This window comes from Ciceribacter thiooxidans (assembly GCF_014126615.1).
GTDB lineage: Bacteria > Pseudomonadota > Alphaproteobacteria > Rhizobiales > Rhizobiaceae > Allorhizobium > Allorhizobium thiooxidans.
Genome location: NZ_CP059896.1, coordinates 971845 through 985761 on the forward strand (window position 1 = coordinate 971845; position 13917 = coordinate 985761).

General features: G+C 63.2%; 13 protein-coding genes. 6 read left to right on the plus strand and 7 right to left on the minus strand.

Annotation, left to right across the window (positions count from 1 at the left end; translation table 11 throughout):
- Positions 1-25 precede the first annotated feature (25 nt).
- A complete protein-coding gene (locus tag H4I97_RS04550) occupies positions 26-682 on the plus strand; it encodes a Crp/Fnr family transcriptional regulator (RefSeq protein WP_182306745.1) in 657 nt (218 codons plus the stop codon).
- A 112-nt stretch (positions 683-794) separates the two neighbouring features.
- The gene (locus H4I97_RS04555; RefSeq protein ID WP_182306746.1) at positions 795-1001 is read left to right on the plus strand and encodes a YgaP family membrane protein; all 207 of its coding nucleotides are present in this window, start codon (positions 795-797) and stop codon (positions 999-1001) included.
- An 82-nt stretch (positions 1002-1083) separates the two neighbouring features.
- On the opposite strand, the gene ychF is transcribed toward H4I97_RS04555, so the two are convergent.
- On the minus strand, positions 1084-2187 hold the full coding sequence (gene ychF / locus H4I97_RS04560; RefSeq protein ID WP_182306747.1) for a redox-regulated ATPase YchF: 1104 nt from the start codon (positions 2185-2187) through the stop codon (positions 1084-1086).
- A gap of 231 nt (positions 2188-2418) precedes the next feature.
- Here ychF and clpS point away from each other — a divergent pair, with 231 nt between their 5' ends.
- Positions 2419-2730, plus strand: a complete 312-nt coding sequence (gene clpS, locus H4I97_RS04565) for an ATP-dependent Clp protease adapter ClpS (protein WP_182306748.1) — start codon at positions 2419-2421, stop codon at positions 2728-2730.
- Positions 2731-2739: 9 nt separating this feature from the next.
- Here the strand turns inward: clpS and H4I97_RS04570 are convergent, their stop codons facing one another.
- From H4I97_RS04570 to H4I97_RS04590, 5 genes are all read right to left on the minus strand, one after another.
- Complete coding sequence (locus tag H4I97_RS04570) at positions 2740-3198, minus strand: GNAT family N-acetyltransferase (RefSeq protein WP_182306749.1); 459 nt, start codon at positions 3196-3198, stop codon at positions 2740-2742.
- Positions 3199-3202: 4 nt separating this feature from the next.
- Positions 3203-3919 carry an aminoacyl-tRNA hydrolase gene (pth, locus tag H4I97_RS04575; RefSeq protein ID WP_182306750.1) on the minus strand — a complete coding sequence of 239 codons (717 nt, stop codon included), beginning with the start codon at positions 3917-3919 and terminating at the stop codon, positions 3203-3205.
- An 80-nt stretch (positions 3920-3999) separates the two neighbouring features.
- On the minus strand, positions 4000-4716 hold the full coding sequence (locus H4I97_RS04580) for a substrate-binding periplasmic protein (RefSeq protein WP_182306751.1): 717 nt from the start codon (positions 4714-4716) through the stop codon (positions 4000-4002).
- 32 nt (positions 4717-4748) lie between these two features.
- Positions 4749-7118 carry a putative bifunctional diguanylate cyclase/phosphodiesterase gene (locus H4I97_RS04585; protein WP_182306752.1) on the minus strand — a complete coding sequence of 790 codons (2370 nt, stop codon included), beginning with the start codon at positions 7116-7118 and terminating at the stop codon, positions 4749-4751.
- A 233-nt stretch (positions 7119-7351) separates the two neighbouring features.
- The gene (locus H4I97_RS04590) at positions 7352-7954 is read right to left on the minus strand and encodes a 50S ribosomal protein L25/general stress protein Ctc (RefSeq protein WP_182306753.1); all 603 of its coding nucleotides are present in this window, start codon (positions 7952-7954) and stop codon (positions 7352-7354) included.
- Positions 7955-8328: 374 nt separating this feature from the next.
- Here H4I97_RS04590 and H4I97_RS04595 point away from each other — a divergent pair, with 374 nt between their 5' ends.
- From H4I97_RS04595 to H4I97_RS04605, 3 genes are all read left to right on the plus strand, one after another.
- Entirely contained in the window at positions 8329-9288 is a 960-nt protein-coding gene (locus H4I97_RS04595) for a GAF domain-containing protein (RefSeq protein WP_182306754.1), read from the plus strand.
- Positions 9289-9424: 136 nt separating this feature from the next.
- The gene (adh, locus tag H4I97_RS04600) at positions 9425-10939 is read left to right on the plus strand and encodes an aldehyde dehydrogenase (protein ID WP_182306755.1); all 1515 of its coding nucleotides are present in this window, start codon (positions 9425-9427) and stop codon (positions 10937-10939) included.
- Positions 10940-11099: 160 nt separating this feature from the next.
- The gene (locus H4I97_RS04605; protein WP_182306756.1) at positions 11100-11489 is read left to right on the plus strand and encodes a DUF779 domain-containing protein; all 390 of its coding nucleotides are present in this window, start codon (positions 11100-11102) and stop codon (positions 11487-11489) included.
- Positions 11490-11547: 58 nt separating this feature from the next.
- On the opposite strand, the gene H4I97_RS04610 is transcribed toward H4I97_RS04605, so the two are convergent.
- Entirely contained in the window at positions 11548-13824 is a 2277-nt protein-coding gene (locus H4I97_RS04610) for a methyl-accepting chemotaxis protein (protein ID WP_182306757.1), read from the minus strand.
- Positions 13825-13917: the final 93 nt, after the last annotated feature.

A 13917-nucleotide genomic window follows, 5' to 3' on the forward strand; every position in this document is an offset into this window, starting at 1 on the left:
ATGCCCCGGAATCGCTGGAGGGTCCATGGCGGGTTGGGTTGATCAGGCAGGCTTTCTCCACACACTGGAGCCGGAGGTGCGCGCGCACCTCGACGGCCTGAAGCCGCAGCACGTGCCGGAGCGCACGACGCTCTTCCGGCCCGGCGACAGGGCCGAGGTCTTTCTCGTTCTGCTTTCCGGCCGGATCGGGGTTTACATGACCGGCCGCAACGGCCGCGAGCTTCTCCTCTATTCCGTTTGCCCCGGCGAGACCTGCGTGCAGACGACGCTCGGCGTGCTCGGCGGCGCGCCCTATACCGGCGAGGCGATTGCCGAGACGGATCTCGTGGCGGTCATGGTGCCTCCGCATATGTTCGACGAACTGCTCGCGACATCCGCTGCCTTTCGCGGCTTCGTTTTCCGCGCCTTCGCGAGCCGCCTTTCGGAACTGATGCTGCTTCTGGAGCAGGTGGCCTTCGTGAAGGTGGAGCGACGCCTCGCGAAGTCTCTGCTGGATCGATCGCGGCCCGAAGGGATCGTCGTCGCCACCCATCAGGAGCTTGCTGCGATGATCGGCTCGGCGCGCGAGGTGGTGTCGCGGCGGCTGGAGGAGCTTTCTGCGCGCGGCGTCGTCAGCAGCGAGCGTGGACAGATCCGCATCCTCGACCCCGTGCAACTCCGGCGGATGGCGTCGGCCGACTGACCGGCGAGCTTCGCTTCATATTTCGGACGACGTGACTAAGTCACTGACGCGGCGCGGCGTTCGGCTATGCTGCAATCTTGCGGAATGTCTTCCAACACGGAAAGGAAAGCCCATGTTCGCCAAGAATGTCGGAACGATCGACCGGATCGTTCGTATCGTCGTCGGCCTCGTGCTGCTGTCGCTGTTCTTCTACTATCCGGGCGCGTGGTGGCGCTATTACGCGCTGATCGGCATCGTACCCCTGCTGACGGGGCTCTTCGGAACCTGCCCGCTCTACTCGATGCTGGGCATCTCCTCCTGCCCGGCAAAGAAGGCGTAAGGCGTTCCCACTGCTCAAAAGAAAAAGGCATCGCCGCGGGGGTGGCGATGCCTCTTTTGTTGTGGGACCGGACCGGCTCCGCTCAGGTATTGAAGCGGAAGTGGATGACGTCGCCGTCGTTGACGACGTATTCCTTGCCTTCGTCGCGGGCCTTGCCGGCTTCCTTGGCACCGACTTCGCCGCCATAGCCGACGAAGTCGTCATAGCCGATGGTGAAGGCGCGGATGAAGCCGCGTTCGAAGTCGCTGTGGATGACGCCGGCGGCCTGCGGCGCCTTGGTGCCGCGGACGATCGTCCAGGCGCGGCATTCCTTCGGGCCGACGGTGAAGTAGGTGATCAGGTCGAGAAGGTGATAGCCGGCGCGGATCAGCCGGTCGAGACCGGCCTCTTCCAGACCGAGCGCGGCGAGGAACTCCTTCGATTCCTCTTCCGGAAGCTGGGCCACTTCCGCCTCGATGGCGGCCGAGATGATGACCGTTTCGGCGCCCTGTTCCTTCGCCATCTCAGCGACGGCTTCGGTGTACTTGTTGCCGGTCGAGGCGTCGGCTTCCGCGACGTTGCAGACGTAGAGGACCGGATGCGAGGTGAGGAGGTTCAGCTCCTTCAGGATCTGGATCTCGTCGGCACCGAGCGTCTTCAGCAGCAAGCGGGCGGGCTTGCCGTCCTGCAGCAGCTTGATGACCGCTTCCATGACCGGAAGCTGCGCGATCGACTCCTTGTCCTTGCCGGTCGCGCGCTTGCGGGTCTGGTCAACGCGCCGTTCCAGGCTTTCGAGGTCGGCGAGCATCAGCTCGGTCTCGATCGTGTCGGCATCGCCGACCGGATCGATGCGGCCTTCGACGTGGGTGATGTCCGGGTCTTCGAAGCAGCGCAGCACGTGCACGATGGCGTCCACTTCGCGGATGTTGGCGAGGAACTTGTTGCCGAGACCTTCACCCTTGGAGGCACCGCGCACCAGGCCGGCGATGTCGACGAAGGAGATGCGGGTGGGGATGATTTCCTTCGAGCCGGCGACCGCCGCGAGCTTCGGCATGCGCGGATCTGGAACGGCGACTTCGCCGGTGTTCGGCTCGATCGTGCAGAAGGGATAGTTGGCGGCTTGCGCCGCCGCCGTCTTGGTCAGCGCGTTGAAGAGGGTGGACTTGCCGACATTCGGCAGTCCGACGATACCGCATTTGAAGCCCATGGCTTGAATACCTGCTCAGCTTGAGAATTCCGTTGCTGCCTTTTGCGAAATGGGCGGGGCAAGGTCAAGGGCTGTCGTCACCGGAGCGCCGATCGGAAGGCCGTTCGGCGGGGTTGAATTGCTGTCCGCGGCGCATGGACGGCCCCGAAGACCTTGAACGGGGTCCGTCGGCGAGGCAATATCGTCCAGTCAGGCTTTGCCCATCTATCTGTCATCCGCGGGAGTGTTCCGATGAGTGACAATGATATTGCGGTCAAGGTGAAACCGGGCACCAAGCCCAGGATCGAACGGCCGAAACTCTACAAGGTCATCCTCGTCAACGACGACTACACGCCCCGCGAATTCGTTGTCGTCGTGCTGAAAGCGGTTTTCCGCATGAGCGAGGACATGTGCTACCGGGTGATGATCACGGCGCACCAGAAGGGAAGCTGCGTCGTCTGCGTCTATGCGCGCGACATCGCCGAGACAAAGGCCAAGGAAGGCACCGAGCTCGGCAAGCAGGCTGGCTTTCCGCTGATGTTCACGACCGAGCCGGAGGAGTAGGGGCGCGGCTCAGCGCGCCGGAATTCGGCGGATTTCAAGCCCGTGCTTGGTCGTATCGAAGCCGCAGCTTCTGTAGAAGTCGAGCGTACCCGGACGCTTGGCGCCCGTCATCAGCCGCACGGTGTAGCAACCGGCGTCAAAGGCAGCGTCGATGGCTGCCTGCATCGTTCGCCGTCCCAGGCCGCCACGGCGATGTCCGGCGTCGGTGACGACGTTCTCGATGAAGGCGTACGGCATGCCGCCGCGGGTGAGATTGGGCACCACGATCAGCGTGCAGGTGCTGGCAAGCGTGCCGTCGACGAAGGCGCCGAATACGGTGAGACCGTCGCGAGCGAGGATTTCGTCGAAGCGCATCTCGGCAAGTTCGGGCGCCAACGGCAGGTCGTTCTCGATCAATTGGCCGTAAAGTGCCAGAAGACCTTGAAGATCCGGCTTTCCGAGCGCCCGAACGTCGACCCGATTTGCCATCGGATCAGTCGCCCTTCTTCGAGAACATTCGTTTCAGCATCTCCGCCATCGGTCCCGTTTCGGGCAGCTTCTTCGGCTGGGCGCTGTTGCGGGCCTGGCGGATGTGCGACTGGCCGGCCGGTTTCTCCGTTTTCACTTTCGCCGTCTCCTCCTTGCCGCCGGTTGCGAGTGCGAGCTTGTTCATCAGCTTCGACTCGTCGGGCTGGAGCAGGAGGTCGGCATTGTCGGCGATCGCGTCGAGCAGCGGATCGAGCCAGGTGCGGTCGATCTTGGCGAAATCGCCGAGCACGTGGCCGTGCACGCGCTCCTTGTCGCCGGGATGACCGATGCCGAGCCGAAGCCGGCGGTAGTCCTTGCCGCAATGGGCGTCGAGGGACCTGAGCCCGTTGTGGCCGCCATGGCCGCCGCCGGTCTTCATCCGCGCCCTGCCGGCGGGAAGGTCGAGTTCGTCGTGGATCGCCACGATGTCGGCGGGCTTCAGCTTGTAGAAGCGCATGGCTTCACCCACGGCCTCACCGGAAAGGTTCATGAAGGTCTGCGGCTTCATCAGCAGCACCTTCTCGCCGGCAATCTCGCCTTCGGCGATCTCTGCCTTGAACTTCTTGCTCCACGGCGAGAAGCGGTGGCGGCGATGGATCGCATCCACAGCCATGAAGCCGATATTGTGCCGGTTCTCCGAATACTTGGCGCCCGGATTTCCGAGGCCGGCGATGATGAGCATGGGACGGTCCGCTTCCGTTATGGGTCTGCGATCCACCACCGCGAAACGACGCGGTTGTCAAGCCCTGCGGGGTATCTGCCTCAGTTGAGGACTTGCATTCCGTACTTGGTGAGGAGTGCGTTCTGGGTGCCGTCGGCAATCAGCTTGTCGAGGCCGGTCTGCATCTTCCGGATGATATCCTCGGGAAAATTCAGGTTGCAGGCAATGCTGAATTTCTGCTCCGTCAGCACGAAGCGCTTCTCGATCGGGTGGCCCTCTTCGCGCAGCTGGAGATAGTAGCGTTCGGAGATCGGCATCATGTCGATGCGGCCGCTCAGCAGCTTCTTCAGCGTCAGGTCGAGGTCGGTCGCAAGGTCGATCTTCGGAAAGCCGTTCCGCTCCAGCAACTGCTGGGTATAGTCGTTGCGCTGGGTCCCGACGACGTATTCGCGTGCCTCGGCGATGGTGACCGCCTTGATGCCGGCATCTGCTCTCGACACCATGACGTTACGGTCGATGGCGAGCGGTTCCACCCACTTGAAGCGACTGTTGCGTTCGGCGATGTGGGCGGTCGTGAACACGCAGTAGAGCGGTTCGCTTTCGGCAAGCGCGATCGCGCGGGCCCACGGCATCATCTCGATGGTGTAGTCGACGCCGGTTTCCTTCATCAGCGCGACCACCTGCTCGTAGCCGAGGCCGCGGTACTCGCCGTTTTCGCGGAAATTGTAGGGCGGGTAGTTCTCCGTCGTGAAATGGACAGTTTCGGCGTCGGCGGCCGGCGCGGTGCCGAGAAGCAGGAGTAATGCAAGCCTTTTCATGTCATGCCATCCTTGCTCGTTCTCGCCGCGGTTCAAGCGACGGAGTTGATCTTTCTGCCGGTGTCGGAGGCAGCGATCAACTGCTCGACGGGTTGCGGTCGCGCGAAAAGATAGCCCTGTCCGCAGTCGACGCCGAATTCCCGAAGGAGGTCGCGCTGATCCTTCGTCTCGACGCCTTCCGCCGTTACCAAGCATTCCATCTTGTGGGAAATTGCGGTGATGCCTTCCACGAGCATGCGGCTCTTGTGGCGCAATTCCGGTTCGTCGGAGGCGAGTGAACGGATGAAGGACTGATCGATCTTCACGATGTCGACGGGAAAACGGCTGAGATAGCTGAGCGACGAGTAGCCGGTGCCGAAGTCATCGAGCGCGATGCGGCAGCCGATGCGGCTGAACTCGTCGAGGACCATGCGGATCTGCGGGTTGTCGTGGAGAAGCGTCGCTTCGGTGATCTCGATGACGAGGCGTTGCGGATCGATGCCGTGGCGTGCGGTCAACGCCGTCAGCAGCATCGGCAGCGTCGGCTCGAGCTGGAGCGGCGAGAAATTGACCGCGAGATAGGTCTTGTCGTCGCCGGATGCCCGCGTCAACGCGACAAGATTGGCCAACGCCTTTTCGAACACACGGTTGCCGATACGGCCGATGGCGCCGGTTTCCTCCGCGATCCGGATGATGTCGGAGGGCGGCAGCAGTCCCTTCTGCGGATGCTTGAGGCGCATCAGGGACTCGTACCCGGTGACGTGCCCGTCGCCGAGATCGATGATCGGCTGGAAATAGGCCTCGAACCAGTCGTTTTCGAGCGCCTCCTCGATGTCCTGCTCGATCTCCGCCCTCTGGCGCGTGTTGTCCTGGAACAGCGGGTCGTAAAGCAGCGCGCCGTTCTTGCCGTCGCGCTTCTTCGTATACATCGCCATGTCCGACTTCTGCAGCAGTTCTGCCGCGTTATGGGCGTGGCGGGGATAAAGGGCGACGCCGATGCTGGCGCTCAGCCGCACCGTCGATCCGTTGACGAGCAAGGGCTGCTCCAGCATGCCGCAGAGGCGCTGGGCGAGGGCGAGGGCATCCGCTTCGGCATTGTCGGAGCCGAGCAGAATTGCGAATTCGTCGCCGCCAATGCGCGCGGCGACCGCCGCCGGCGGAAGCTGCGGCCCCATGAGCTCGACGAGCCGGCGCAGTACCGTATCGCCGGCCTGGTGGCCGAGATTGTCGTTGATCCACTTGAAGCGGTCGAGATCGACGAAGATGCAGGCGAGCTCGCTGCGGCGGGCATCCGCCTCGCGAATTTCGTCGTCGAGAGCACCTTCGAAGCCTTGCCGGTTCAACAGTCCGGTGAGGTGGTCGGTGACCGCCTGACGGCGGATCCTCGCTTCCGACCGCTTGAGATCCGTCACGTCGGTCATCACGCTCAGGGATAGGCCGGTCTCGCCATCGCGGGCGGCTTTGCCGCTCTCGACGATCAGCACGTCCATAATGTGTCCGTCCGCGCAGACGAATCTTGTGGTGCATTCCACAACCTTGCGGTCGCTCGGGCCTTCACGGTGAACCAGGTATTCGTCGCGCACTTGGGCTTCGACGAGATCTGCGAAGCGTCTGCCGATGACGTCGTCCCGCGCGTAGCCCGTCGCCAGAAGCCAATAGTCGCTGACGCCGGTGATCCGGTCGTCCTCGTCGATCGAGAACAGCATGGCAGGCGTCAGGTTGTAGATGTCCGTGGCTCGCCGATGGGCGATCTTGAGTTCCCGTTCCTCCTGCTCCAGCTGCGTCTGCATGGCGTTGAAGCTCTGCGCGAGCCGGCCCATCTCGTCGTTCGAATTCCAGTCGACGTGGTGACGCGATCCGAGCCTGCGGGTCGCCTCGATGGCCGCCGTCAGTTTCAGCAGCGGTTTGACGATCATGATACGGTTGCCGAGGATGGCCGCACCGACCATCGCAAGGATTGCGATGATGAAGATGCCGATGAAGATGCCTTCAGCTTCGCGGAGAGCCGAGAAGATGCCGAGCCGGTGGTAATAGACGGTGATGGTGCCGACGGTCTTCGGGCCGTCCAGCGTCTTGTAGATGATCGGACGATAACGAGACTGAACGCCGCCCTTCGGCCAGGACGGCATCGGCGGCATGGAGACGTTGATGCCGCCGGACACATCGCGGACCCGGACCTTGGTGATCGCCTCGTCGGAGACGATCGCCGCGGTAATCTGCTCGGCACTTTCGATATCGAAGTCCCAGAGCGGCTTTGCAAGCGCCTGGGCATTGGCGGCGAGGAGGATCTCGACGTGGTCGTCGAGCTCCTTCGCGGAGCGTTCCGACGACAGGGCGAGGAAGAGCCCGAGGAGCGGGATGACGAGGATGCCGACCGCGATTGCAATGATCGCGAGGAAACGGCTTTCGACCGACCGTGTCATGGCTTCTCGCAGCCAGGATATGGTTGATCGGATATCGCTTTCCTCACGGTGTCATGCCCCCCATACGCAACCTGTGCGGCAGGTAAGGCTGGCATGAAATCATTAAATCTCGCTAAAGCCCGTCTGATGACTTTCAGGCGACGGCGCGGCGTGTGTGTATCGAGGGCACAAACGAAAAATCCCGCCTCCTTTCGGAGACGGGATCAAAGCCGTCGGAACTGTCGGTCGCGTGATTACGCTTCGGCAGCTTCCTCGCCTTCGGAAACACCGCCGGCAGGAGCGACGATGGTCGCGATCGTAAAGTCGCGATCGCCGATGACCGGGGTCACGCCGTTCGGCAGCTTCACATGCGAGATGTGCAGGCTGTCGCCGATCTTGTGACCTGCGAGGTCGACCGTGATGAATTCCGGGATCGCATCGGCCGGGCAGTGCAGCTCGACGTCGTGGCGAACGACGTTCAGAACGCCGCCGATCTTGATTGCCGACTTCTCTTCGTTGATGAAGTGAACCGGAACCTGGACGGAAACCTGGCTGTTGGCCGAGACGCGCAGGAAGTCGACGTGCAGGACGAAGTCGCGGACCGGATCGAGCTGGTAGTCCTTCGGCAGGACATTGACCTTCTCGCCACCGACGTCGATCGTCGCAACCGTGGTCATGAAACCGCCGGCATGGATGCGCTTGGTGACTTCGTTCGTGTTGAGCACGATGGAAATGGGGGCCTGCTTGTCACCGTAGATGACAGCGGGAATGGAACCGTTGCGGCGAAGTTCACGGGAGGACCCCTTACCTACCCGTTCGCGTGCTACGGCCTTGAGCTCGTAAGAAGAGTGGCTCATGGCGTTATCCTTTCAAGGTTATTTGGAGAGTTCCGGGGGCAGGGCTAATGCATCTGCCGCACGAAACCGAGGCGTCTTGCGACGGCCTCATCCGCGTTGCCTCCAAGGGTGTCTACGCGGACCGGGGCGCTATAGACCAGAAGGCTGTGAAAGGCAAGCGCAGGCCAGCAATCGCAGGGCTTTTCGCGCCTGCGAGGGCACAATCGTTCGAGGTTCGCCTTGCCGGGTGGCAAGACGAGCCCCGAGAACATCCATATGTGTCTCAAAACTGCGACAGATGCGACAACCATCTTCGCGCCGGCCTTGTATCAGCGGATGGTGATTGAAAGATAGTCTGTGCGCAGGCATGATGACATGTGCTTTGGGAGGAGCAGATGCCTCGGCAACCCAACCACTCGGACTTGGTCTACCACACCGCGTCGCAGAGCTCGGCAGCAGCCAGTTCGCCGATCGTCGCTTCATGGCGTCGCTGCCTCGACCTCCATCAGCTCCAGCCGGAGGAAAGCCGCAAGCCGGAACGGGTCGAGGAGGCCGTCTTCCGCTCGGCACGGGAGCGGGCAGGTCATCTCGTCTCCGCCTGCAGCGAGGAGGTCGACCGCCTCTATCAGACCGTCGGTCGGTCGGGCTGCTGTATCCTTCTCTCCGACCGCGACGGCGTGGTCCTTGATCGCCGCGGTGCGGCGGGCGACGATGCGGACTTTCGTGAACTCGGGCTTTGGCCGCAGGCCGTCTGGAGCGAGGCGAGTGTCGGAACTAACGGCATCGGCACGGCTCTCGCCGACCAGCGGCCGGTCATGATCCATCGCGACCAGCATTTCTTGAGCGCGAACACGGAGCTCAGCTGCGTCACGGCTCCCATCCGTGATCATCTCGGGCGCGTGACCGCGGCGCTCGACATCTCGACCTGCCGCAACGACGTCACCGACATGGCGCTGGCGATCCTGTCGCAGGCGGTGCGCGATGCTGCCGTCCGCGTCGAGGCGACGCTCTTCAGGCTTGCCTTTCCGGGCGCCCGGATCGTCATGGTACCGGCGGCGAGCGCCGGTTCGGTCGCCCTTCTCGCAGTCGACGGCGACGACCTCGTCCTCGGGGCAACCCGGGCCGCGCGGCTCGCGCTCAAGCTCGACGACCAGCGGATCGCGCAAGGTTTGCCCGCCTCCGACGCGCTCTGCGAGGGCAGGGGCGAGGGTGCGGCCGATCTCGGCGAGGCGGAACGCGCCGCACTTCGCCGGGCACTCTCGCGCACCAACGGCAACGTTTCGCAGGCGGCCCAGGTGCTCGGCATCAGCCGCGCGACCCTGCACCGCAAAATGAAGCGTTTCGCGCTTCAGTGATGCCGTCGCAAGTGTCGCAGAACTGAAACAGTGTGCGCTGCGGTATGCCGTCCTCCCCCTATCCGTGAAGGGCTTTGCCGGCAATCATTCTCCCATCGGTCCTGAGGAGGGACCTCGACCCAGGGAGGATGATTTCATGAATATCCAAGTCCAGACCATTGCCCAGAGCCCGTTCAAGCTGCGCTACGGCAACTTCATCGGCGGCGAGTGGCGCGATCCGGTGAACGGTCGTTACTTCGACAACATTACGCCTGTGACCGGCGGCAAGCTCTGCGAGGTCGCCCGCTCCGACGAGCACGACATCAACCTCGCGCTCGATGCGGCACACGCCGCCAAGGACAAATGGGGCCGCACCTCGACCACCGAGCGCGCCAACATCCTGAACAAGGTTGCCGATCGCATGGAAGCCAATCTCGAGCTTCTTGCGCGCGCCGAGACCTGGGACAACGGCAAGCCGTTGCGCGAAACGATGGTCGCCGACATTCCGCTCGCCATCGATCACTTCCGCTATTTCGCGGCCTGCGTCCGCGCCCAGGAAGGTTCGATCGGCGAAGTCGACCACGACACCATCGCCTACCATTTCCATGAGCCGCTCGGCGTCGTCGGCCAGATCATCCCGTGGAACTTCCCGCTGCTGATGGCCGCATGGAAGGTCGCCCCGGCGCTCGCCGCCGGCAACTGCATCGTGCTGAAGCCGGCCGAGCAGACCCCGGCCTCGATCCTCGTCCTGATGGATCTCGTCGGTGATCTCCTGCCGCCCGGCGTGCTCAACGTCGTCAACGGCTTCGGCCTCGAAGCCGGCAAGCCGCTCGCGACCAGCCCGCGGATCGCCAAGATCGCCTTCACCGGCGAGACCTCGACCGGCCGGCTGATCATGCAGTATGCCTCGCAGAACCTGATCCCCGTCACGCTGGAGCTCGGCGGCAAGTCGCCGAACATCTTCTTCGAGGATGTTATGCGCGAAGACGACGACTACCTCGACAAGGCGCTCGAAGGTTTTGCAATGTTCGCGCTCAACCAGGGCGAGGTCTGCACCTGCCCGAGCCGCGCGCTGGTGCACGAGAAGATCTACGACCGCTTCATGGAGAAGGCGATCAAGCGCGTCGAAGCCGTCGTCCAGGGCGACCCGCTCGCCATGTCGACCATGATCGGTGCCCAGGCCTCTTCCGAGCAGCTCGAAAAGATCATGTCCTATATCGACATCGGCAAGCAGGAAGGTGCGGAAGTGCTGACCGGCGGCTACCGCAACCAGCTGCCGGGCGAGCTCTCCGGCGGCTACTACGTCAAGCCGACGGTCTTCAAGGGCAACAACAAGATGCGCGTCTTCCAGGAGGAAATCTTCGGGCCGGTCGTTTCGGTCACGACCTTCAAGGACGAGGCAGAAGCGCTCGAGATCGCCAACGACTCGCTCTACGGTCTCGGCGCCGGCGTGTGGAGCCGCGATGCGAACACCTGCTACCACTTCGGTCGCAACATCCAGGCCGGTCGCGTCTGGACCAACTGCTACCACGCCTATCCGGCCCATGCGGCCTTCGGTGGCTACAAGCAGTCCGGCATCGGTCGCGAGACCCACAAGATGATGCTCGACCACTACCAGCAGACCAAGAACATGCTGGTCAGCTACAGCCCGAAGGCACTCGGCTTCTTCTGATGCTCCACACCTCCCCCCTGAGGGGGGAGGTCGCAGCGAAGCTGCGGGTGGGGGTGATTGTTCTATCACCCAAAGGATCACCCCACCCCGGCACTGCGTGCCGACCCTCCCCCTCAAGGGGAGGGTTTCGCGCATCCGCAACGCCTTTGAAGGAGCTGTAATGACCGAAAATCCCGTCGCCGAACCACGGGTGATCGCCACCGAGGCGGCACTCGATTTTCTTGCAGAGATCCGGCAAGATCACCCCGACATCCTTTTCCATCAGTCCGGGGGATGTTGCGACGGCTCCTCGCCGATGTGCTATCCGGCGAGCGAATACCGGGTCGGCGAGACGGACGTGAAGCTCGGCGAGATCGGCGGCGTACCGTTCTATATCAGCGGCAGCCAATACGAAGTCTGGAAACACACCCAGCTCATCATCGACGTGGTGCCGGGCAGGGGCGGGATGTTTTCGCTCGACAACGGCCGGGAGCGGCGGTTCCTCACGCGGTCGCGGGTGTTCGGGAGCAACGAGGTCATGTGCAGCATTCCTACTTTGCCCCGACCCTGAATAAGAAAAGGCCCGCGGGCACGAGGCACCGCGGGCCTTCTTGTGGTCATCGGGTGTCTCAGGCCGCCTGGCGTCTTGCGGCCGCGCCCCGGTCGACGGTGAAGCGGTTTACCTGACCGGTAAGGCCGTCTGCCTCGCTTGCCAGAGCGAAGGCACTTGCCGTGGTTTCCTCGACCATCGCGGCATTCTGCTGTGTCACATGGTCGAGCGCATTGACCGAAGCGTTGATCTCAGAGAGCCGCATCGACTGCTCGCGGGAGGCCGCGGCAATCGCGCCGATCTGGTCGTTTATCGCTGCGATGTTCGTCTCGATCTGATGCAGGCTGTCGCCGGTCTTCAACACCAGTGCGACGCCGCCCTCGACGTCGGTGGTCGACGTGTTGATGAGCTGGCTGATATCGCGGGCCGCACCGGACGACCTCTGCGCCAGTTCGCGGACTTCCTGCGCGACGACGGCAAAACCCTTGCCGGCGTCGCCGGCCCGGGCCGCCTCGACGCCTGCATTGAGCGCAAGCAGGTTCGTCTGGAAGGCGATCTGGTCGATGACGTCAATGATCTGGCGGATCTTCGAGGAGGAGCCTTCGATACGCTCCATCGCGGTGATCGCTTCGCTGACGACCGAAGACGAGGTCTTCGCACCGGCAAGGCTTTCGGCCGCGACCTGCACCGCCGTCTCGCAACGCTTCAGGGCGTCATTGACCGAGCCGGTCATGTCGCCGAGGGCGGCGGCCGCTTCCTCGAGCGAAGCCGCCTGGCGTTCCGTCCGCTGCGCGAGGTCTTCCGACGCGGACTTGAGGCCGGCAGAACCGCCGCGGATCGTGTCGGCGCTTTCGCTGATCGCGCGGATCGCCTGTTCGAGATGTTCGAGCGACTGGTTGAAGTCGAGGCGGAGGTGATCGAGCGAGGACACGAAGGGCGTGTCGATCCGCACGTTCAATTTGCCTCCGGCGAGCTCCTGCAGGCCGCCGGCAAGCGCTGAAACCGCATCTTCGAGTTCCTGCGCGCTGCGTGCCTTTTCTGCTTCACGCTGACGGCGCTCCTGTTCGATCTCTGCGCCGCGTTCGACGGCTTCGGTCTCCATCCGGTCCTTTTCAAGCGCGCTGGTGCGGAACGCGTCCAGTGCGCGCGCCATCACGCCGATCTCATCCGGCCTGCCGGCGGCGCGGATCTCGATGTTCCGGTCGCCCTGGTTGAGGCGGTTCATCAGCTTGGCGAGTTCCGTCAGCGGGCGTGTAAGGCTCGAAGAGACCAGCGTTCCGACCAGTCCCATGATGGCGAGGACGGCGACGGTCGCGAGGAACGCCCATTTCGCGAGATCATTGGCCGAGGCCAGCACCTTTGTATCTTCCTGGCCGATGGCGAGGAGATGCCGTTGTCCGAAGAGGTCGACGGGGAGATAGGAGTAGAAGGACGTGCCGTTCGCCGAATTGGCGAAAGTCGCGCCGCTGGCGCCGGATTTCGCTGCGTCGACGAGTTCGGGCGCGACGACTGCGTCCTTGCCGCCGGTGATTGTGCCGCCCCGCAGGCTGCCGTCGTCACTGAGGAGGAAGGCGTCGTCGATCGTCGTGCCCAGGCCGTCGGGCTTCATCATCTGCGAGAGCTTTTCGGCGGAAACGCGGATGAAGACGGTTCCCTTCCGCTGTGTCTCGCCCCAGACGGAAATGGCGAGCGGCTGCGCGATGAAGGCCGAGGGAGTTCCTGCCTCGTAGGGGTAATCACCGAACGGCGAGAAATGGACGTCGCGGTCGCCGCCGGCCTTCACCCGTTCGGCGAGTTCCTTCAGGCGGGCGTTGGCCGGATCATCGAGCGTCGTCAGAAGTTCGCCACCCTTCGTCACGGTATAGACGATCGTGCCGTTGACGTCGGCAACCAGGATGTCGCTGACATTGGCGTTCTTCCACGTGCTCGAGAGCGTGCCGTGGATGGCGGCATGCCGCACGCCGTAGAGCAGTTTCTGCTTGCTGCCGTCGATTGCGATGCGCTGTTCGACGGTGGAGCCTTCGGGCTGGAAGACCTTCTTGATCGTCGGAGCCTCGACCGGAATGATGTTGACCATCATCTCCGTCGCTTCGCCGACCGCCGTGTTCTGCGCGATCTCGGCCAGCGACTGGCCTACGCGGTCGAGATAGGCGGTGACTTCCTTCGACTGGTTTGCTGCGACCGATTCCAGTCTGAGCTTGCTGGCCTCGATCAGGCCCACCTTGCCGATCTGGTAACTCAACAGGCCGACCGCCATGCAAGAGACCAGGGTGGCTCCGACGACGAGGCCGGCGAACTTCGCCTTGACGGACGACAGGGGACGGATTCTGTCCGTCTGGATACTGTTTCGCGACATCAAGTGTGCTCCTCCCGCAATAATGGTGCGCGGAAGTGTCGCGGAAATTGCTTACGGCAATCTTAAGTCAACACTGTTGAATGTTTGGGGCCG

What these genes read in the sequence shown, in the direction of transcription:
- H4I97_RS04605 (WP_182306756.1), top strand. Translation starts at nt 11,100, where the DNA reads ATGACCGAAAATCCCGTCGCCGAACCACGGGTGATCGCCACCGAGGCG.
- pth (WP_182306750.1), bottom strand. Translation starts at nt 3,919, where the DNA reads ATGCTCATCATCGCCGGCCTCGGAAATCCGGGCGCCAAGTATTCGGAG.
- adh (WP_182306755.1), top strand. Translation starts at nt 9,425, where the DNA reads ATGAATATCCAAGTCCAGACCATTGCCCAGAGCCCGTTCAAGCTGCGC.
- H4I97_RS04550 (WP_182306745.1), top strand. Translation starts at nt 26, where the DNA reads ATGGCGGGTTGGGTTGATCAGGCAGGCTTTCTCCACACACTGGAGCCG.
- clpS (WP_182306748.1), top strand. Translation starts at nt 2,419, where the DNA reads ATGAGTGACAATGATATTGCGGTCAAGGTGAAACCGGGCACCAAGCCC.
- H4I97_RS04555 (WP_182306746.1), top strand. Translation starts at nt 795, where the DNA reads ATGTTCGCCAAGAATGTCGGAACGATCGACCGGATCGTTCGTATCGTC.
- H4I97_RS04585 (WP_182306752.1), bottom strand. Translation starts at nt 7,118, where the DNA reads ATGACACGGTCGGTCGAAAGCCGTTTCCTCGCGATCATTGCAATCGCG.
- H4I97_RS04595 (WP_182306754.1), top strand. Translation starts at nt 8,329, where the DNA reads ATGCCTCGGCAACCCAACCACTCGGACTTGGTCTACCACACCGCGTCG.
- H4I97_RS04590 (WP_182306753.1), bottom strand. Translation starts at nt 7,954, where the DNA reads ATGAGCCACTCTTCTTACGAGCTCAAGGCCGTAGCACGCGAACGGGTA.
- ychF (WP_182306747.1), bottom strand. Translation starts at nt 2,187, where the DNA reads ATGGGCTTCAAATGCGGTATCGTCGGACTGCCGAATGTCGGCAAGTCC.
- H4I97_RS04580 (WP_182306751.1), bottom strand. Translation starts at nt 4,716, where the DNA reads ATGAAAAGGCTTGCATTACTCCTGCTTCTCGGCACCGCGCCGGCCGCC.
- H4I97_RS04610 (WP_182306757.1), bottom strand. Translation starts at nt 13,824, where the DNA reads ATGTCGCGAAACAGTATCCAGACGGACAGAATCCGTCCCCTGTCGTCC.
- H4I97_RS04570 (WP_182306749.1), bottom strand. Translation starts at nt 3,198, where the DNA reads ATGGCAAATCGGGTCGACGTTCGGGCGCTCGGAAAGCCGGATCTTCAA.